The sequence below is a fragment of the Aeromonas sp. QDB56 genome (genome assembly GCF_027705505.1).
GTDB lineage: Bacteria > Pseudomonadota > Gammaproteobacteria > Enterobacterales > Aeromonadaceae > Aeromonas > Aeromonas caviae.
In genome coordinates, this window is record NZ_JAPDBZ010000071.1 from 1 (window position 1) to 20261 (window position 20261).

Consider the following 20261-nt stretch of genomic DNA (forward strand, 5'->3'; position numbering starts at 1 on the left):
TCACGCAAGAGGCAATAGTGGATCACCGGACGATCGTCTCATTTTTTACCTGTCAACTGGTCTGGGTGAACCGTTACAAATGGAAGACCAGCTCCAGAGCGTAACCATCCGATAATGCCTTATAAAAACAGACTTCCCTGCACATGGTATGTTTTGTGCTTTACAAAATCCCCCTATAGCCGGAGAGTCGAAATCAGTTTTTGCCCCCCTCTAAAGAATCAGAAAATCACAACTCAATAGAGTCCAATTTTTTGACAGAAAAATATTTTTATTTTTTTCCGTCCCCCCCGATGCCCTGCTCACTTTATGAGCTAAAAGACTACATTGAGCACAAGTATTTACTTCCCCTACAGCTCTTGCTGTAGGGGGTTATCACTCTTCTTCAAACGCAGATACGGAAGTTGAGCGACCGGAGGTCCTTCGGTATCGACGCACCAAACTCTGTCTGGTCAATTTCTGGTAACTTTTCAGCGCACAAAAAACATGCACGTTAGTTCATCCGTTTTTTGACAAAAAATGGGCTCACTTGTTGGAAGCTCGGGATGGGTGAGAGAGCGAAAAGGTAATTCTATAAAGGGAAAAAACCTCGATAGCAGAACCTGCCGACAACCGGATCCCGGTGTGGAGTCAGGGGCTCCTTGCACACTATCTCGCCACTTGGTTCACCCTATGCAAAAACATGCCAGAAACTGGGGCTGCAAGGTTGACACCCCAGTCCAGAAAGGGTTTAATGCGCGCCGTTGCCCAGATAGCTCAGTCGGTAGAGCAGGGGATTGAAAATCCCCGTGTCGGCGGTTCGATTCCGTCTCTGGGCACCAACTATTCCTCCTTAGTTCAGTCGGTAGAACGGCGGACTGTTAATCCGTATGTCACTGGTTCAAGTCCAGTAGGAGGAGCCAAATTCGAAAGGCCCGCTCAGATGAGCGGGCCTTTTTGCATCTGTCATTTACTCACATGCCGGGGCTAGTAGTGGTTTTCGTCCCCATGCCATACGTGTCCGGCCGAGCAGGCCCGGGCGACTTCGTGGCAAGGGTCGTCCGCATGGCGGCGGAAGAAGTGCTGATCCTGTTGCAGCAGGAGCGAACTCATCGAGTGGCTCATGCCAGCCAGTGCCTCGCCGGCGGTCAATCCTGCAACCCGGTGATCTGTGGCCAAATGAGCCAGGACTTTTTCACGACTGTTCATGATCGCCTCCCTCTGTGGATCCGGTCGTAAATTGACCATAGCAGCCGTACTCTGCATACCGCAAACCCGCGTCAGCAAAGGGCTACAGGCAGGTCCCGACCTTCTGCTCCGGCATGAAAAAACCCGCTCATGACAAGCGGGTCTGTTTCACTCAGCTAACCGCCGTTGCAGGCCGCCAGCAACAGAGTGGCACCACAGGTGGCGCTGAACACCAGCAAACCCACCTGCAGCACCCCCTCCGGATCCCTCTGTGTGCGTCTCTTGCGAACACGTATCCATCTCGGCTTCATCGAGCCAACTCCATCCAGTTTCCTGCACCCGGGGTGCTGACCTATCCCTGCCCGTCCCGGCAGGCGGCTCATCTTTGTCCAGTTGCAGCCCGCCGTCAACCGCGGCGAAACCACACCTTGTACGGCACCGACCTCAGACTCCATCTCTGTTAACAATCTGGAAAACTGGCGTGACCCGCTCCTGCGCCAGGGCTATGATGAGGCCGACGATTTTCCTACCCTCAGGGAGACCCCAGATGAGCAGCCCCTTGCACTATGTGCTGGATGGCATCCATTGCGAGCCACACTTTTTTACCGTGCCCCTCGACCACCAGCATCCCGACGAGGAGGCGACCCTCACCCTGTTTGGCCGCACCCTCTGCCGCAAGGACAAGCTGGATGATGACCTGCCCTGGCTGCTCTATCTGCAGGGGGGCCCGGGGTTTGGCGCACCTCGCCCGACCGCCGATGGCGGCTGGATCAAGCGGGCCCTGCAGGAGTTTCGGGTGCTGCTGCTCGATCAGCGCGGCACCGGCCACTCCACCCCCATCAGTGCTGACGCCCTGGCGGGGATGACCCCAAGTGAGCAGGCGGACTACCTCGGCCATTTTCGCGCCGACAGCATAGTGCGCGACGCCGAGTACGTTCGCGAGGTGCTGAGCCCGGGGCGCCCCTGGAGCCTGCTCGGCCAGAGTTTCGGTGGCTTTTGCAGCCTCACCTACCTCTCGTTGTTCCCGCGGAGCCTGCACGAGGTCTACCTCACCGGCGGGGTGGCACCCATCGTGCGCAGTGCGGATGAGGTCTACCGCGCCACCTACCAGCGGGTGGCGGACAAGAACCGCGCCTTCTTCACCCGCTTCCCCCATGCCCAGGCCCTGGCCAACCGGCTGGCCAACCACCTGCACCACCACGACGTGCGCCTGCCCAACGGCCAGCGCCTGACGGTGGAGCAGTTGCAGCAGCAGGGGCTGGATCTGGGGGCCAGCGGCGCCTTCGAGGCACTTTACTACCTGCTGGAAGACGCCTTCATCGGCGAACGCCTCAACCCCGCCTTCCTCTATCAGGTGCAGGCCATGCAGCCGTTCAACACCAACCCGGTGTTCGCCATCCTGCACGAGCTCATCTATTGCGAAGGGAGTGCCAGCAACTGGGCGGCCGAGCGGGTGAGAAGGGAGTTTCCTGCCCTGGCCTGGGCGCCCGGCAAAGATTTCGCCTTCACCGGCGAGATGATCTTCCCCTGGATGTTCGAGCAGTTCCGCGAGCTCATTCCCCTGAAGGAGGCCGCCCACCTGCTGGCCCAGAAAGCGGACTGGGGCCCCCTCTACGATCCGGCGCAGCTGGCCCGCAACACTGTGCCGGTGGCCTGCGCCGTCTATGCCGAGGACATGTTCGTGGAGTTTGACTTCAGCCGCGACACCCTGAAGGGGCTTGGCAACAGCCGCGCCTGGATCACCAACGAGTACGAACACAACGGCCTGCGGGTCGATGGCGAGCGGATCCTGGACCGTCTCATCCGCATGAACCGGGATCGCTGATCCCGCCGGGCGCACGCCCGCAGCAAGACAACAAGTTCGAGGGCGGCCCATGAGCCGCCCCGCCCATGGAAGCAACACAAAACAACAAGGACACCCATTGGATCATCCGGAAATCTCGGCCGGCTGGCTGAGTCGCCTCTTCTATCGCTGGACCGGCCCGCTGCTGCGCAAGGGGCTGACCCAGCCCCAGGTCAGTCTCGACGATCTCTATCCCCTGCTGCCGGAAGACAGGCGCGACGGCCGCGCCGACGCCTTCCTCGCGCTCACTGCCCGCCAGCCGGTGCGCCCCTGGCCCCTGACCGCCTTTATCTGGCGCCATTACAAGGGACGGATTGGCCTGCTCACCCTGCTGCAACTGCTCGGCATGCTCGCCACCCTGACCAGCCCCTGGCTGCTCAACCACAGCATGACCCAGCTCGGCACCGATGCCACCACCGGCCACAAGCTGCTGCTGGCCCTGGCCCTGTTCGCCTCCGTGCTCGCCGCCGGCATGCTGGCGGAGCACTCCCTGCAACTGGCCCTCAAGATGCACGTGCCCATCCGCCGTCTGCTGGCCGAATCCCTGCTCGCCAAGGTGATGAAGCAGGGTGGCAAGAGCTTCGACGACAGGGCCGGCGGCCGGGTTCAGAACCTCATCAACCGGGACGTGTGGGATATCACTTGGATCCTGGCTGACCCCGCCATGCCGGTCACCATGGCGCTGCAACTCATCGGCACCATCGCCCTGCTGGTGTGGCAGGTGGGCAGTGCCGGTCTGGTGGGCTTCGCGGTGCTGGCCTTGCTGCTGCTCATCTCCACCCGGGTGGTACGGCGCATGAACCAGCAGGAGCAGCAGCTCAAGCGTCAACAGGACGAGCGCAACGGCATCCTGGCGGAATACATCAAGAAGCTGCGGCTGGTGCGCCAGAACGGGCTTGGCCCCTTCTTCACCCGGGCGGCCAACACCAAGCGCCAGCAGGAGCTGGGGGTCCTGGGCCGGGTGCTCAGGCTCGATGCCATCAACGAAGGGCTGATGCTGAGCACTCCCCTGCTGGTGACCCTGGCCACCTTCACCACCTACCTGGCGTCGGGCAACACCCTCACCCTGCCCCAGGTGTTCACCACCATCGCCCTGTTTACCGTGCTGCGCATTCCCATGATGCGACTGCCCTACCTCATCCGCACCCTGATCAACTTCAACACCGGCTTCAACCGGCTGTGCGAGTTCCTGAACAGCCCGGAGCAGCACCGGGAACTCGATGATCCCGCCCTGCCGGCGGGGGCCCTCCACCTGGAAGGCGTCAGTGCCCTGCACCAGCAAAAACCGGTGCTCGAGGGAGCCAACCTCGCCATCGCACCGGGGGAGCTCGTGGGGATCACCGGGGCCACCGGGGCGGGCAAGAGCTGCCTGCTGCATCTGGTTGCCGGCTTTGACAGCGAGTTTGCCGGCAGCATCCGTCGCCACGGCCGGGTTGCCCATCTGGGCCACAAGCCCTGGCTGATGAACGACACCATCCGCAACAACATCCTGTTCGGCCAGCCTTGGCACGCTGAGCGCTATCGTTGGGTGCTCGGCGCCTGCGCCCTCACGGCCGATCTCGCGCTGCTCAGCCACGGGGATCAAACCCTGGTGGGCGAGCTCGGCACCCGCCTCTCCGGCGGCCAGCAGCAGCGGGTCGCCCTGGCTCGCGCCCTCTACGCCCGGGCCGATATCCTGCTGCTGGACAACCCCTTGTCTGCGCTCGACCCCATGGTCGCGGCCCAGGTACTGGAGCAGGGGCTCGCCTTCAAGCCGGGGCCGACCCGGCTCCTGGTGAGCCACGACCCGGATGTGCTGGCCAGGTGCGATCGGGTGATCCGCATCGAGCAGGGGCGCCTGGTGGAGCTCGATGCCCACCAGTTGGCGGATCTTGTCCAGCATCCCCAGCCCGCCCCGCCGGTGCCCCCTCAGGAGGCGGAGCAGTTCAGCGAGGAGAAAGTGGTGGAGGGCAAGGTGGACTGGGGACTGTTTAGCTTCATGTGGCAGCGCCTCGCCGCCCCCGGTGCCATCCTGCTCGTCCTGCTGCTCACCCTGGGCCAGGAGGGGCTGCGCATCGCCTCGGATCTCTGGCTCGGCGGCAAGGCCGAGGTGAGCGACGTCACGACCCTGCTCGGCATCTATGTGCTGCTGGGGGCGGGCTCCCTCGCCTGCATCATGGCGGTGCGAGTCATCAACTACAAACTCGGCCTCAAGCTGGCCTGGACCCTGTTTGACGGCATGCTGGGGCGCATCAGCCGCGCCCCCATGGCCTTCTTCGACAAGGTGCCCCAGGGGCGCATCCTCAACCGCTTCGACCGGGATCTGGGGGAGGCGCAGGAGATGCTGCTCTCCATGCTGGTGGGACTGTTCGGCATGCTGGTGTCCGTGGCCTTGCAGGTGGTGGTGATCGGCATCAATATTCCCCTGCTGCTGCTCATCGCCCCCCTGGTGGGATGGGCGCTCTATGTGTTGCAGCGCCGCTACCGGGCGGTGCAACTCAAGCTGCGGCGCCAGTCCTCGGTGCTGCGCTCCCCGCTCTACATCAGCATCAGCGAGACCATCCGCGGCGCCCCCGCCCTGCGCCTGGCCGGGGCCGAGCGTTTCGCGCTGGACCAGGTGCTGCACCACTATGACAACAACCTGCGCAGCTGGTACACCACCACCTCCATCAACCGCTGGCTCGGCATGCACCAGACCCTGCTCTCCGCCGCCCTGGTGGGGGCCGTGGCACTCATGGTGGCCTTTGGCAACAGCCCGCTGCTGGGGGCCGTGGCCATCACCTATGCCTTTACCGCTTCCGCCATGCTCAACTCCCTCATCCGCACCTTTGCCGAAGTGGAACAGGTGATGAACGCGGTAGAGCGGGTGCGCGAATACAGCGAAATAGAGAGCGAACGCCAGGAGGGAGAGGCCCTCGCCACCCCTCACCCCGCAGTGCGCTTCGACAACCTGGGGCTGCGCTACCCCCAGACCAGCCAGTGGGCGCTGCACAAGGTGAACTTCGAACTGGCCCCAGGTGAAAAGGTGGGTGTGTGCGGGCGTACCGGGGCAGGCAAAAGCTCCCTGCTGGGGGTATTGCAGGCCATGTATCCCGCCTCCCAGGGGGAGATCTTCTACGGCAATCAGCCACTGTCACGACTTGCACCGGAGGCGGTGCGTGATCTCTACGACACCGTCTCCCAGATCCCGCTCACCTTCTTCGGTAGTCTGCGTGCCAACCTGGCGCCCCTGACCGAGCATGAGGACGCCATGCTTGAGCAGGCGCTTGCCCGGGTGGGCCTCGCCGAGCGCTGCGCCGGGCGGCTGGATGAGGATCTCGACAGGCTGCAACTCTCCGCCGGCGAGACCCAGTTGCTGGTGATCGCCCGCATCCTGCTGTCGCGCCGACCGCTCATCGTGCTGGACGAGGCCACCTCGGACCTCGATCACGGCGGCATGCGCAAGATGGCGGAGCTGCTCTACCGCTACCGGCCGGAGGCCAGCTATCTGGTGATCGCCCACCATCTGGAGCCGCTCTTGTCGGTGGACAAGGTGGTGGTGATGGAGGCCGGCACCGTGGTGGAGCAGGGTTCGCCGGTGAGCCTGCTGGCCAACTCCCACTCCCGCTTCCACCAGCTGTTTGCCGGCCAGGTCAACCGTCAAGTACCCCAGACGGCATGAGCGCCAAAAATAACAAGGGCTGCCCGCGGGCAGCCCTTGTTGCTTGAGGAGAGCCTCAACGCTCCATGATCTGGGTGATGTCGTCCTTGTTGATATGCACCTCCCGCCCCTCTTCATCGTAATAGCGATACATGCCTGTGGTCTCGTCCAACCTGGGTTTGCTGTCGGTGGCAATCATCTTGCCATCCTTGGTGCTCATGATGTATTGGGAGCTGCACGCCACCAGTCCCAGGGCACACACCAGGATCATCGTCAGTCGTTTCATCGCTCGCCTCTTCTCCCTCTGGCATCCTCAGGACGAGGATGTTTCTTGAAGCCTAGCTCAGGCGCCTTCCCCCGAATGAGTGCCGCCAGAATATGAGAACAGCGAGGCTGAACAGCGAATTGACAGTGGGATATGCCAGGATGCACCAATGAAAAAGGCCGGACATGGGTCCAATGCTGTTCACTTAAGAGAATTTGAGTTCCAGTCCACGTAGTATCAGGACAAAAAAGCGAGGGAGGCATGATGCCTCCCTCTTTCTATTGCAAGCCCCGCTGGATAAAGGCTGGAGGAAGATCGACTGGACACAGCCTTGCCCCCTCAACTCAAATCCAATTTATGAATAATCAGTCAAAAAAGTGCTTATCTGAACAGCATTGCGGACATGGGTCCGGCCTCTGGTTTCCATCGGTGCAAACATCACTCGGCAGGCTTGCGCTCGCCGGTGACGGTGGGGTTGGCCGGATCCATGCTCCACTCGAACCAGCCGCCGTCGTAGACGCTGATCCGCTTCCAGTCCATCAACCAGGCGTAGAAGAACGCCTCGGAGGCGCGCCAGCCGGTGCCGCAGTAGAAAGCGGCCTGCTGGGTCGGCTCGATATTCCACTCATCCCACATGGCGAGGATCTCGCGGGCGGGCTTCATGGTGCCGTCCGGGTTGTGGAAGTCGCTCATGCTGTTGGCATCCACCCCGCCATGACCCCATCTGGCCCCGGGAATGTCCCCCTTGGGCTTGATGTAGCTGTAGCCCGAGGTATTGCCCACGAACTCGTCCCAGGTGCGCACGCTGACCAGGGCGCCGTCCGGCTGCTTGAGCAGAGCCTTGGCCTGGTCAAGGGTGGTGTAGAACTCGGGACGGGCGGGGATGGCCACGCCAAACTCCCTGGCCGGTTTGAAGGTATTGGCCAGACCGGTCTCGGTGCGCAGATGCTGCACAAACCAGGCCTCCAGCCCGCCATCCAGCAGCCGCACATCCTCGACCCCCGCATACATCATCAGATGGGCCGCACGGGCCGCCGCCATGGTGTTGCGGCCATAGAGGATGACGGTGGTGTCATGACGAATGCCGTTCTCCAGCAGCAGCGCCTTGAGCGCCTCGTCAGAGACCTTGTTCCACAGCGGCTCCCCTTCCAGCCGGTTGGTGTCGATGTAGCCGGCTCCCGGAATGTGGCTCAGCAGATAGGCCTTGGGGGATCCCCAGTCCACCTCGAACACCTTCCACTCCCCCTTGGGGGCGGCGATGACCGGTTTGCCTGCCTGCAAGTCCGCCAGCCAGAGCGGATGGACCAGCTGCTGCCAGCGTGCCAGATGCTCCCGGGGCGCCTCTTTCCATCCCTGCAGCTCGAACAGCTGCTTGATGCCCTGCTGGCGCAGCAGACGGGCCACCTCGGCCACCTCGCGAGGGGTGCCATAGAGGGCGACGGGTTTGTCGGCCTTCAGCCCCTTGCTCGCAAGCGCCACAGGCCACTCCTCGTCACTGTATTTCCATTCTGCGGAGAGCAGCTCGGCACCGGCCACATGGCCCCCCTGCTTCTCCCCGTCCATGGGCCAGCCCTGATAGAAATAGCTCGGGCGGGTATCCAGGATCACCGCCTCCTTCCCCTTGGCATCCGCCAGGGAGAGCGGGGGCAGCTCGGCGGCCAGCGCGGGCCAGGCACACCAGAGCAGCAAGGCGGTCAGGCAGCTTCGCCACAGTCCAGTCATTCGTTTCATGATGTCGTCTCGATGCATAGTGAAGAGAGTTAAAAAATGGAGCGGCCCAGGCGCTCGGCCAGCAGCTCCAGCGCCGCCGTCCCGGCCAGGGAGTTGCCCGCCTTGTTGAGCTCGGGTGACCAGACGCAGATGGAAAGCTCTCCCGGGATCAGCGCCATGATGCCGCCCCCCACCCCGGATTTCCCCGGCATGCCGACCCGGTAGGCAAAGTCGCCCGCCTCGTCATAGAGGCCGCAGGTGGCGAGCAGGGCATTGACCTGCTTGGTGGTCCGGGCCGGCAGCAGGGGCGTGCTCTCGCCAAGAGGGACACCCCGGTTGGCCAGATAGACGAAGGCTCGTGCCAGATCGACGCAGCTCATGCGGATGGCGCAGGCATTGAAGTAGCTCTGCAATACCTTGTCCACCTCGTTCTCGAAGTTGCCATAGGCCTTCATCAGATAGGCGATGGCGGCATTGCGGGCGGAGTGCTGGTACTCGGAGCGCGCCACCACCTGATCCGCCATGATGGCCGGGTTGCCGCACAGGCGGCGCACCAGCTCCAGAGTGCGTTGGCGAGGAGCGGTGAGCCGGGTTTCCAGCAGATCGCTCACCACCAGGGCACCGGCGTTGATGAAGGGGTTGCGGGGAATGCCCTGCTCGAACTCCAGCTGGACGAGGGAGTTGAACGGCTGACCGGAGGGCTCCTTGCCCACCCGGGCCCAGATCTCCTCCTCCTGATAGAGGGTCAAGGCCAGCGTGAGGCTCAGGGCCTTGGAGATACTCTGGATGGAGAAGGGCTCGAAAGCGTCACCTGCGGTGAACAGTTCCCCTTCAACGGTACAGACCGCGATCCCCAGCCGGTCGGCAGGCACCTGGGCCAGGGCGGGAATGTAATCGGCCACCTTCCCCTGCCCGAGCAGCGGACGCACCTCTTCCAGGATGCCGGCCAGTAATTCGGATGACAACACCATTGGCTATTCCATGACGTGAAACGAGGCGGGGCCAGCCCACCGACAAAAATCCCGCCGGCGGCGGGATTTTCTATCTGCCCGGGAGGCAGTCAGATATCAGGCCGGCTCGCCGTACCAGAGATCGAACAGCTCGGTGACCACCACGGCCTCCAGCCCTTTGCCTTGCAGCCAGGTCTGAACGGCGGAACGGTCTTCGTCGGTGCACTTGCCGAGCTGCTGGGTGCAGATCATCCCTTCCCAGGCCAGGTGACCCGAGCCGGCGAAGGCCAGCTTGCGAGGCTCAATCACCTCGTCGATCAGCGCATCGACCACGGCATCAATGGTCTCTTCGGCGGTGCCGACCGGGAAGTTGAAACTGATGTCGAACCCCATTTCCTGGAATTCATCAACGCGCAGTTTTTTACGCAGACGGCGGCTACGGTTGGCCATGATAGCTCCTTAGTTGATACGTTGACTCAGTTGACTCGTTTGAAAATCAGATCCCAGACACCGTGGCCCAGACGATGGCCACGCTGCTCGAATTTGGTCAGGGGGCGCCAGTCGGGACGGGGCACCCAGTTGCCGGTGGCGGAGGTGTTCTCGTACCCCTCGGCGGCACTCATCACCTCCAGCATGTGCTCGGCGTAGTTCTCCCAGTCGGTGGCCATGTGGAAGACGCCACCGATGGCAAGCTTCTGGCGGATATCCTGGGCAAAGGCAGGCTGCACGATGCGACGCTTGTGGTGGCGGCTCTTGTGCCAGGGGTCAGGGAAGAAGAGCTGCAGACAGGAGAGAGAACCGTTCGGGATCATGTGCTCCAGCACTTCCACCGCATCGTGGCAGATGACGCGCAGGTTGGTGACGCCCGCCTCCTGGGCGGTGCCAAGGCAGGCGCCCACACCCGGAGAGTGCACCTCGATGCCGATGAAGTTCTTCTCGGGGGCGTTCTTGGCCATCTCCACCAGGGAGGCGCCCATGCCGAACCCGATCTCCAGCACCACGGGTGCCTCGCGGCCAAACAGGGCCACCATGTCGAGCGGCTCTGGTGCGAAATCGATGCCCATGACCGGCCAGAGCTCTTCCAGGGCCTTCTCCTGCCCTTTGGTCAGGCGGCCTTCGCGACGGACGAAGCTGCGGATCTTGCGCATGAACTTGCCGTCTTCGTTAAACACATCTTGGGTCACAGACATAGTAAATTGCTCGTTATTGCATCGCTCTGGAACAGAGCCGACATAAATGGATCGCTCGTTATTGCATCAGTTCGCAAAAACAGGGGAGCGAATTATCCCAAGATAGGCACAAGGCGCAAGTGTTTCCCACAACAAATCCCCCGGGACTGCCCACATCCACCGGCAAGGTTGACAAATGCCACCCCCTTCACAGAATCTGCCGGACGTCGGGTTCATCCTGACGCGGAAAAATAAAACCATATACAACAAAGGATTGCAGCATGAAGAAAACCCTGTTGGCCCTCGTCCTGCCTGCCCTGCTGGCCGGTTGCAACCCCTCTGACAACGACTCCCAACCCCCTGCCCCCGCGGCTCAAGCCCATGAATTTCTGGTGCAACTGAGCTCTGGCGCAGAAGGGATAGGCGCTCGTCCCACTGGCACCGAGGCCGAAACCCGCGCCGCCGCCTGGATCCAGGATCACCTGGCCGGCTGGGGCTACGAGGTGCAGAACCAGCCGTTCACCTACACCCGGGGCGGAACCGAACGCACCTCCCAGAACATCGTCGCCGAGCTCAAGGGTCAGAGCGACAAGGTGATCCTCATCGGTGCCCACTATGACAGCACCGGCGAGAAGAAAGGATCCGAAGGTGCCACCGACAACGGGGCTGGCGTCGCCGCCCTGCTGGCTGTCGCCGAGGCACTCAAGGGAGAGACCCTGCCCTACACGGTGCGCTTCGCCTTCTTCGGCGCCGAGGAGAACGGCCTCAACGGCTCCAAAGCCTATGCCGCCAGTCTCGACACCGACGCCGTCGCCAAGCTGCTGGCCATGGTGAACTACGACACCATCGCCGGGGGTGACATCGTCTATGTCCACTCGGCCCACTCCGACGTGGCCGAGTACAACTGCGCCGACCCGAGCCGCTACAGCTTCGATCCCAAGGTGCGCGATCGCCTGCTGGCCATCTCCCAGCAGACCGCCACCCCGTTCGCCATTCACCCCAGCTACAGCGGCTACCCGGAAGGGGAGACCGGCAGCTGGTCCGATCATGCCCCCTTTGCCTGCCTGGGGGTGCCCATCGCCTACGTGGAGGCCACCAACTTCACCATCAACGGGGAAGATGGCTATGACGGCTACTCCCAGAGCACCAATCCGGCGCTGTGGGACTGCTACGACGACGCCACCAAGAGCGCCTGCGACCGGGACAGCGAGACCCAGTGGGGCAAGATCTGGCACACGGAGCATGATCGCCTCGACAAGATGGCCGAGCTCTTCCCGGGCCGGATCGAGCAGCAGCTCGGGGCCAATACCGACCTGATGATCCGCTTCCTCAAGGCGCCGGGGCTCTGACCCCCATCCCGCCCGATGCCCCCCTGACAGGGGTTTTTGCGCCCCTGACCGGGGTCGGGACGATAAAATTCGGGCAGGTGCCAAACCTGCCCTTTTTTATGGATTTTTGTGACAGCCATTGCCTCATTTCTGAAATCTGATACAAACGGATAACCTGGCGGTTGAATGGAGCGACCGCCACCTAGTCAGAGAGAACCCTATGCAGCCGTTTTTTGCCCAGCGCTTCGAGAAGGTCGATCCTTCCTTTATCCGCGAAATCCTCAAAGTTGCCGCCAATCCGGAGATCATCTCCTTCGCCGGCGGCCTGCCCAACCCCCATCTGTTCCCGGTCAAGGCCATCGAGCAAGCGTGCCAGGACGTGCTGCGCGAGCAGGGAGCCGCCGCGCTGCAATACGCCACCACCGAGGGCTTTGCCCCGCTGCGCCAGTTCATCGCCGACCGCTACCTGAGCCGCCACGGCATGGCCGTCAATCCTGACAACATCCTCATCACCAGCGGCTCCCAGCAGGCGCTGGATCTGCTGGGCAAGGTGCTGGTGAACGAGGGGCAGGATCTCATCATCGAAGAGCCGGGCTACCTTGGCGCCATCCAGGCGTTCTCCGTCTATCAACCGAATTTCAAGCCCATTACCCTGGCGGAAGAGGGGCTGGATCTGGCCGCGCTGGATGCGCTGCTGGAGCAGGGCTCCAGCGCCAGGCTGCTCTACGGCGTGCCCAACTTCCAGAACCCGAGCGGTGTTTCCTACAGCCGCGCCAACCGGGAGGCCCTGGCGGAGCGCCTGGTGCGCCACGATCTGCTGATGGTGGAGGACGACCCCTATGGCGAGCTGCGCTTCGAGGGGGAACACCTCCCTCCCATCGCCAAGCTGGCCCCCCACAACACCGTGCTGCTCGGGTCCTTCTCCAAGACGGTGGTGCCCGCCTTCCGCCTGGGCTGGATGGTGGTGCCGGACTGGCTGCGCAAGAAGGTCACCATCGCCAAGCAGGCCACCGACCTGCACAGCAACGCCTTCAGCCAGCAAGTGCTGCACCGCTTCCTGACCGACAACTCCCTCGACGCTCACCTGGAGAAGATCAAGGAGGTCTATGGTCGCCAGCGTGCCGCCATGGAAGCCGCCCTCGCCCGCCACTGCCCGCCCGGCGTCAGCTACACCCGTCCCGAAGGGGGCATGTTCCTCTGGCTGACCCTGCCGTCCAGCGTCAGTGCCATGGCCCTGTTCGACGAGGCCATCAAGGAGAAGGTGGCCTTCGTGCCCGGCGCCCCCTTCTATGTGCGCCCCGAGATCCAGAATACCCTGCGCCTGAGCTTCTCCTGTGTGGATGAGGCGACCACGGAAGAGGGTGTTCAGCGTCTGTGCCGCGCCCTGGCCCGCATGCTCTGAGCCATCCGGCCATAAAAAAACCAGCGACCCGGTCGCTGGTTTTTTTTGCCTCGCGCTTTCCCCTCAGCGCCCCTGCCCGGCCAGCTGGCTGACAAACTCCTTCATGGGCATGGGCCTGCCAAACAGGTAGCCTTGCAGGAAGGTCACCTCGCGGGCCTTCAGATAGTCGGCCTGCACCTGATTCTCCACCCCTTCCGCCACCAGTTGCAGACCAAGCCGGGTCGCCAGATCGATGACGTTCTCCACGATGTGGCTGGAGAGCGCGTCCGACCCAATCATGCCGACGAAGCTCTGATCGATCTTGAGGAAGTCGACCTGGAAGGTCTGCAGGTAGGTCAGGCTGGAGTGGCCGGTGCCGAAATCGTCGATGGCGATGAAGACCCCGAGGGCATGGAGCTCGGCAAAGAGCCGGTCCGTCGTCTCGTCCGCCACGATGAGCTCGCGCTCGGTCAGCTCCAGCACCAGCTTGATGGGATTCCCCTTGAAGGCGTTGATGAAATCCCGGCAATCTTCCACCAGGCTCAGATCCTTGCAGTGGCTGGCGCTGATGTTGAAGCCGAAGTGGAACCCTCGCGGCAGATGGTGCGCCTTGCCCGCAAACTGTTCGCGCACCTGCGCCATCAACAGCCGGGTCATGGGCACGATGAGGCCACTGTCCTCTGCCAGGGGAATGAAGCGATCCGGCGAGATCATCCCCTGACGGGGGTGTTGCCAGCGCATCAGCACCTCGCAACCGCTCCATTGGCCGTCCTCCCCGTTCACCACGGGTTGCAGATAGGGGATGAACTCCTGCTGGGACAGTGCCCGTTTCAGCTCCTGGGCCGGCGAAGTCGAACGGCCCATCAGCCAGAAGACCGCCACCCCGAGCAGCAGGCTCAGCAGAGGATAAATAATGACGCCCACCTTGGAGTAGTCCCAGATGTGGGCACGGTACTCATCCACCGACACCGTGGTCACTACCTTGAACGGGTACCTGGTCGAGACCTGTTCGAGATAGCCATTGCGATCCTTGGGGATCAGCTTGTCGGTGAGTTCGCTGTTTCGCAGCAGCATCTCGTTGCCGACCACCAGCCCCAGTGGGGAGTTGCGGCTCAGCATGTCCAGGATGTTGAGCAGGTAGTAGCCGTCGACCCCCACCAGCACGCTGAACTCGCCCACCTCTTCCCGGTAGGCGATGAGGGGGCGATTCGGGGTGACCGGGTTGCCCTTCATCAGGTCGAGCCTGCCCCCGACATAGTCATCCAGCTTGATGCCGCCATCGACCGGGCCATAGAGGGAAGAGCAGTAGATCCGATCCCCCCTGGCCAGGTTGACGCTGCGCACATCCGGCACCGTGGCCACCTGATCCCTGAGCCCCTGCACCACCTCGAGACAGGGCCTGCCCAGGCTGCCGGTGAGGGCCGACGCCGCCAACTGGGCATTGTCCAGAGTGCGGTCGAACATGACCCTGGCATGTTCCAGGCGCGCCACCGCATCCTGTTTCACGCCGGTGGCGGTCTGCCAGATGACGATGACGAGCCCAAGGAGCATGGGCAACAGACCGGCCAGCAAGGCACAGAGCAGCCGGACATAGAATTGACGCACCTTCAAACGTCGAAATGGCATAACGGCCCTCATGAACATGGCGAAAAAGCGCTCGAGTTTACCCGCTGGCGCCCGTTTGGCAAGCCGGAATGAGCCCCTGATACCGCCGCGCCACGGCGCCCCCCCGTGGTCGCAACGCCCGGCAACCCCGTGGACAAAGGGGGCGGCGTCTTGGGAGACAAAAATCATAATGCTCATAAAAACAGGAGCTTGTCCATCGGGCACCCAGGCTCTAGAGTAGACCCTAGAGCGTCAGGGAGGCAGGACATGAAGATACTGATCACGGGGGGCACGGGGTTTATCGGCCGCCGTCTGGTGGCACACCTCAAGGTGGCGCACGAAGTAGTCGTGCTGACCCGCCAGGGCAGCCGGGCCTACGAGCTGCTCGGCCACGATGTCACCCTGCTGGACAGCCTGGACAGGCTGGATCACCTCAATGACGTGGACATCGTCATCAACCTGGCCGGCGAACCCATCGCCGCCGGACGCTGGAGCGAGTCCCGCAAGCAGTTGCTCTGCAACAGCCGCTGGCTGCTGACCGAACAGCTGGTGGATCTCGTCAAACTATCCAGCACGCCCCCTAGATTGCTGCTCAATGCCTCCGCCATCGGCTGGTATGGCCGCCAGGATGACGCTCCTCTGGATGAAACATGCCAGAGCCCTCACGACGAATTCACCCACCGTCTCTGTCAGCAGTGGGAGCAGCTTGCCCAGCAGGCCCGCTCGGCCCAGACCCGGGTCTGCATCCTGCGCATCGGCCTGGTACTCGGCATGGAGGGGGGCGCCTTGCCCAGGATGCTGCCCCCTTACCGCCTCGGCCTCGGCGGCCCCATGGGCAGCGGCACCCAGATGATGAGCTGGATCCACGTGCAGGATCTGGTGCGGGCCATGCTGTTTCTCATCGAGCACGGCGAGTGTGACGGCATCTTCAACGGCACGGCCCCGCAACCGGTCAGCAATCGCCGGTTCAGCGAGACCCTGGCCGCCACGCTCCATCGACCGCACCTCTTCTTCGTACCGGCACCCCTCCTGCGACTCCTGATGGGAGAGGCGGCGGATCTGCTGCTCACCGGACAGCACGTGCTGCCCGCCCGCTTGCAGCAGGCTGGTTTTCACTTCAGCTTCTCGGCCCTGCCCGGCGCTCTGGACAATCTGCTGCACTCACCCCGTTGACCCAATGACACATCCCGACCGAGGTCGGGATGTGTCGAGCCATCAGAGCAGCCCCTGCCCCAGTCCCCTGAGCCGGTCGCTCAGGGTACCCGCCAGCAGTTGGCGGCGCATGCCCTGTCCAGCCAGGGTCACCAGCACGGCCCCAAGCAGGGGGAGTGCAGCCCAGATGGCCCAGTGGAACTGCCACTGCGCTCCCTCCCACCACCACTGCAGACCGAAGGAGCAGAGCTCCACCACCATGGCGGCGCAGAGCCCTGCCAGGGCACCGCTCGCCACCAGCTCCCAGCGCAGCATCTTCTCGAGCAGGGCGCTGCCCGCCCCCAAGGTGCGCATCAGCAGCAGCTCCCGGCGCCGATGGGCCATGCCGGCCTGGGTCTGGGTCAGCAGCACCAGCAGGGCGGCTACCGTCACCAGCCCGAGCATCAACCCCAGGGCGCGGCTCACCTGATCGGAGACCAGGGTGAGGCGGCCTATCAGATCCTCCACATCGATGAGGCTCACCGTGGGGTGGCGGCGGATGAGTTCCACCTCTGCCCCTCGCCCCTCAGGCGGCAGACGATAGCTGCCGAGCCAGGTCTGGGAGAAGGGGGCCAGCACGTCCGGCGAGAAGATCATGTAGAAGTTCGGCCTCATGTTGTCCCACTTGATGGACCTCAGGCTGGTCACCCTGGCCTCGAACGCCCGCCCCTCTATGGTGAAGCCGAGCACGTCTCCGAGCGCGATGCCGAGCCGTCCCGCCAGCGCCTCATCGACGGAGACCTCCCCCTTGCCGGCCAGCCATTGACCGGCAGTGACCTTGTTGTCGGCGGGCAGGGCCGATGTGGTGGTGAAGTTGAGCTCTCTGTCCACCCCCTCCCGCGCCGCATCCTCCCCCACCGCCTCACCAGCGATACGGGTCAGGCGCCCGCGCACCATGGGGTAGAAGTCCGAGGTGATGGCCCCGGCCCGGTGCAGATCGGCCAGGATCCCTTCCCGCTCGCTGTCCGCCACATTGACCAGGAAGCGGTTCGGGGCGTCGGCAGGCAACCGGGTGGAAAAATCCTCCAGCAGATCGACCCGCGCCGCCCACAGCAGCCCGAACAGCATCAGGGCCAGGGCGAAACCCGCCAGCTGGAACAGACCACTGCCCCGCTCACGGGAGAGGTGATTGATGGCCAGGCGCAGGGCATGGGGCCCCTTGAGCCGACTGCCAAGACGCAGCAGCACGGAGGCGAGCAGGGCCAGCAGCGCCATCAACACCCCCATGCCGCCGATGAGCCCGCAGGCCAGCCTGATGTCGGCGGTAAAGCCCCACACCAGGGCAAACAGCCCGATGAGCCCCACGGGCACCGTCAGCCAGGGAGGGATCCCCGCCTCCAGCTCCCGGCGCAGCACCCGCAGCGGCGGTACCTTGAGCAGCCTCAGGAAGGGGACGAACGCCAGCATCAGGGTGATGAAGAAGGCGACCGCAAGGCCCAGGGCGAAGGGTCGCCAGGAGGGGGGCGGCAGATCCGCAGGCAGCAGATCCCCCAGCAGGTTCAGGGTCAGCCACTGCATGGCGCTGCCCGCCACCAGCCCCATCAGGGCCCCCACCAGGGTCAGGGAGAACAGCAGGGTGCCCATCAGTTGCCACAGGGTGCGCCGCGAGGCCCCCAGGGTCTTGAGCAGGGCCACCATGTTGGTCTGGCGCTCGGCGAAATGGCGCACCGCTATCCCCATGGCCAGGGCGCCGAGCAGCACGCCGGCAAGGGATGCCAGACGGAAGAAGCGCTCGGCATTGCCCAGGGATTTCCCCACCTGGGTACCCTGATCGTCGGGTTTGACGAGCTTCTGCCCGGCGCTCAGCCTGGTGTTGAGCCAGGCCTCATAGCGGGCGATGGCGTCACGGGGCCCCTTGACGAGATAGCGCCACTGCTGGCGACTGCCCGGCAGCAGGGCCCCGGTCGCCTCGATATCGGCGCTGTGGATCAAGGCCCTTGGCGCCATCTGGAAGGGGCTGAACCCCTGATCCGGCTCCTGGCCCAGCTCCCCTGCCACCGTCAGCCGGGTGTTGCCGACCTCGAGTGCCTCCCCCACCTTGGCGCCGAGCAGTTGCATCACCCTGGCGGAGAGCCAGATCTCGCCGGGCGCCGGGGCGCGCTGGGGAGTGAGCTCCAGCTTGCCGTAGAAGGGAAAATCCCCGGGCACGGCGCGGATGGAGGCCAGTTGCAGGGTATCACCGTGAAACAGCATGCTGTTGAAGCTGACCGTGGTCTGCACGGCCAGCCCCTCCTGATGCGCCTGCGCCAGCCACTCTGCCGGTGCCGGCGTCGCGGAGCGCAGCACCCTGTCCCCTCCGATGAAATCCCGCCCGGAGGCCTTGAGCCCCACGTCCAGCCGATCCGCCACCAGAGCCACGCTGAGCACGCAGGCGACGCTCAGCGCCAGCGCCAGCACAAACCAGCGCAGCTCGCCGCTGAACCCTTCCCGGCGCAGCAGCTTCAATCCCAGTCGCCACTGACTCATGACGCCTCCCTCACCGTCCATGCTGCTGCCAACGATCCCCTGGTGCAGCTCTGTCTCCACTGACTCATGACAGCTCTCCCACCCTGGCCGCCATGACAGCCTGTGCCTCCAGCCGCCCGGCTGACATCACCAGCTGCCGCTGGCAGCGCTGGGCCAGCTCATGGTCATGGGTCACCACCACCAGGGTGGTGTTGTGCTCGCGGTTGAGACGAAACAGCAGTTCGATCACCGTCTCCCCTGTCTTGCTGTCGAGGTTGCCGGTGGGCTCGTCCGCCAGCAGCAGGCTGGGGCGGGTCATGAAGGCACGGGCAATGGCGACCCGCTGCTGCTCGCCGCCGGAGAGGCGCGGCGGTAGGTGGTGCAACCGCTCTCCCAGACCGACCTGGGCCAGCAGCTCCCGGGCACGGGGCTCGCTGTCGGTCTCCCCCCGCAGCTCGGCCGGCAACATGACGTTTTCCAGGGCGCTCAGGGTGGGCAGCAGCAGGAACGACTGGAACACGAACCCCACCTGCTCGGCCCGCAGCCTGGCGCGTCCCTCCTCGTCCAGCCGGGTGAGGGAGTGGCCGAGGATCTCTATCTCGCCGCTGCTCGGCAGATCGAGACCGGCCAGCAAACCGAGCAGGGTGGACTTGCCGGAACCGGACGCACCGACCAGCGCCAGCGTCTCGCCGGTATTGACTTGCAGATCGATCCCTTCAAGGATGGTGAGGCTTTCCTGACCGAGGCGAACGGTTTTACCGAGCCCCCTGACGGCGATAATGGGCGTTGAACTCATCTTGGGTATCCTGTTTGCCTGAACCTGTAATGACAATAGAACGTGGGAGTTGACTGCATGATGCGTCTCTTGTTTGCCGTGAGTTGCCTGTGCTGCTGGGCAGCGTCCGTCCAGGCCCAGACCCTGCTGGTACTGGGCGACAGCCTGAGTGCCGGCTACCAGATGCAGGCCGAACAGAGCTGGCCTGCCCTGCTCAATGAAAAGTGGCAGCAGCAGGGGGGAGAACACACCCTCATCAATGCCAGCATCAGCGGTGAAACGACCCAGGGCGGCCTGGCCCGCCTGCCCGTTCTGCTCGAAACCCACAAACCGGACTGGGTGTTGATCGAACTCGGCGCCAACGACGGGCTGCGGGGCTTTGCTCCCGCCATCACCCGGGCCAACCTGACCAAGATGATCGAGCTCGCCCGGGCGCACCAGGCGAAGACGGTGCTGACCCAGATCCTGCTGCCCCGCAACTATGGGGCGCGCTATCTGCAACAGTTCGAGCAGATCTTCCCGGATCTTGCGAAGGCCAACGACCTACCGCTGATGCCCTTCTTTCTGGATGATATTGTGCTGCGCCCTGAACTCATGATGAACGATGGACTGCACCCGACGGCCACCGCCCAGCCCCGGATCCGCGACAAGGTCGCCCGCTTTGTCGAGCCTCTGCTGACTCAGTAGCCCGGTGGCCGGGCCCCTGGCCCTTCCCCTTGCCCAGCAAAAAGCCCCCGCATGGCGCAATGCTGTTCAGATAAGCACATTTTTGACTAATTATTCATAAATGCGACTTGAGTTGGGGGAGCAAGGCTG

At 63.6% G+C, this 20261-nt stretch carries 16 protein-coding genes and 2 tRNA genes; 8 read left to right on the forward strand and 10 right to left on the reverse strand.

Features of this window, described 5'->3' with window-relative positions; translation table 11 throughout:
* Positions 1–742: 742 nt before the first annotated feature.
* A tRNA-Phe gene (locus OKB81_RS12420) sits at positions 743–818 on the forward strand.
* Positions 819–823: 5 nt separating this feature from the next.
* Positions 824–899, forward strand: a tRNA-Asn gene (locus OKB81_RS12425).
* A gap of 64 nt (positions 900–963) precedes the next feature.
* Here the strand turns inward: OKB81_RS12425 and OKB81_RS12430 are convergent.
* The gene (locus OKB81_RS12430; protein ID WP_010675494.1) at positions 964–1185 is read right to left on the reverse strand and encodes a hypothetical protein; all 222 of its coding nucleotides are present in this window, start codon (positions 1183–1185) and stop codon (positions 964–966) included.
* A gap of 155 nt (positions 1186–1340) precedes the next feature.
* Positions 1341–1475: a hypothetical protein gene (locus OKB81_RS12435; RefSeq protein WP_080560565.1), complete on the reverse strand. Its 135-nt coding sequence runs from the start codon at positions 1473–1475 to the stop codon at positions 1341–1343.
* 236 nt (positions 1476–1711) lie between these two features.
* Between OKB81_RS12435 and OKB81_RS12440 the strand changes: the two genes are divergently transcribed.
* Together OKB81_RS12440 and OKB81_RS12445 are read left to right on the forward strand one after the other, a co-directional pair.
* On the forward strand, positions 1712–2989 hold the full coding sequence (locus OKB81_RS12440; protein ID WP_160838377.1) for an alpha/beta hydrolase: 1278 nt from the start codon (positions 1712–1714) through the stop codon (positions 2987–2989).
* Positions 2990–3086: 97 nt separating this feature from the next.
* Positions 3087–6647, forward strand: coding sequence for an ATP-binding cassette domain-containing protein (locus OKB81_RS12445; RefSeq protein ID WP_160838375.1), 3561 nt, complete (start codon positions 3087–3089; stop codon positions 6645–6647).
* Between the two features lie 55 nt (positions 6648–6702).
* Here OKB81_RS12445 and OKB81_RS12450 read toward each other — a convergent pair whose 3' ends face one another.
* The 5 genes from OKB81_RS12450 to trmB form a co-directional block, all read right to left on the reverse strand.
* Entirely contained in the window at positions 6703–6912 is a 210-nt protein-coding gene (locus OKB81_RS12450) for a YgdI/YgdR family lipoprotein (protein WP_160838373.1), read from the reverse strand.
* 417 nt (positions 6913–7329) lie between these two features.
* On the reverse strand, positions 7330–8613 hold the full coding sequence (locus tag OKB81_RS12455) for a sulfurtransferase (RefSeq protein WP_420359769.1): 1284 nt from the start codon (positions 8611–8613) through the stop codon (positions 7330–7332).
* A 38-nt stretch (positions 8614–8651) separates the two neighbouring features.
* Positions 8652–9572, reverse strand: coding sequence for a glutaminase B (gene glsB, locus OKB81_RS12460; RefSeq protein WP_010675499.1), 921 nt, complete (start codon positions 9570–9572; stop codon positions 8652–8654).
* Between the two features lie 96 nt (positions 9573–9668).
* On the reverse strand, positions 9669–10001 hold the full coding sequence (locus tag OKB81_RS12465; RefSeq protein WP_039040181.1) for a YggL family protein: 333 nt from the start codon (positions 9999–10001) through the stop codon (positions 9669–9671).
* A gap of 26 nt (positions 10002–10027) precedes the next feature.
* On the reverse strand, positions 10028–10741 hold the full coding sequence (trmB, locus tag OKB81_RS12470; protein WP_010675501.1) for a tRNA (guanosine(46)-N7)-methyltransferase TrmB: 714 nt from the start codon (positions 10739–10741) through the stop codon (positions 10028–10030).
* A gap of 260 nt (positions 10742–11001) precedes the next feature.
* Here trmB and OKB81_RS12475 point away from each other — a divergent pair, with 260 nt between their 5' ends.
* Complete coding sequence (locus tag OKB81_RS12475; protein WP_134997252.1) at positions 11002–12069, forward strand: M28 family metallopeptidase; 1068 nt, start codon at positions 11002–11004, stop codon at positions 12067–12069.
* 199 nt (positions 12070–12268) lie between these two features.
* Positions 12269–13450, forward strand: a complete 1182-nt coding sequence (locus OKB81_RS12480; RefSeq protein ID WP_160838369.1) for an aminotransferase-like domain-containing protein — start codon at positions 12269–12271, stop codon at positions 13448–13450.
* Between the two features lie 63 nt (positions 13451–13513).
* Here the strand turns inward: OKB81_RS12480 and OKB81_RS12485 are convergent, their stop codons facing one another.
* Entirely contained in the window at positions 13514–15055 is a 1542-nt protein-coding gene (locus tag OKB81_RS12485) for an EAL domain-containing protein (RefSeq protein WP_039040184.1), read from the reverse strand.
* Between the two features lie 246 nt (positions 15056–15301).
* On the opposite strand from OKB81_RS12485, the gene OKB81_RS12490 reads away from it, so the two are divergent.
* Complete coding sequence (locus OKB81_RS12490) at positions 15302–16207, forward strand: TIGR01777 family oxidoreductase (RefSeq protein ID WP_052815202.1); 906 nt, start codon at positions 15302–15304, stop codon at positions 16205–16207.
* Between the two features lie 42 nt (positions 16208–16249).
* Here OKB81_RS12490 and OKB81_RS12495 read toward each other — a convergent pair whose 3' ends face one another.
* Together OKB81_RS12495 and OKB81_RS12500 are read right to left on the reverse strand one after the other, a co-directional pair.
* Complete coding sequence (locus OKB81_RS12495; protein ID WP_103858202.1) at positions 16250–18691, reverse strand: ABC transporter permease; 2442 nt, start codon at positions 18689–18691, stop codon at positions 16250–16252.
* 64 nt (positions 18692–18755) lie between these two features.
* Entirely contained in the window at positions 18756–19466 is a 711-nt protein-coding gene (locus OKB81_RS12500) for an ABC transporter ATP-binding protein (RefSeq protein WP_042016058.1), read from the reverse strand.
* A gap of 57 nt (positions 19467–19523) precedes the next feature.
* On the opposite strand from OKB81_RS12500, the gene OKB81_RS12505 reads away from it, so the two are divergent.
* Positions 19524–20132 (forward strand): arylesterase, encoded by a 609-nt coding sequence (locus OKB81_RS12505; RefSeq protein ID WP_160838365.1) that lies wholly within the window; start codon positions 19524–19526, stop codon positions 20130–20132.
* Positions 20133–20261: the final 129 nt, after the last annotated feature.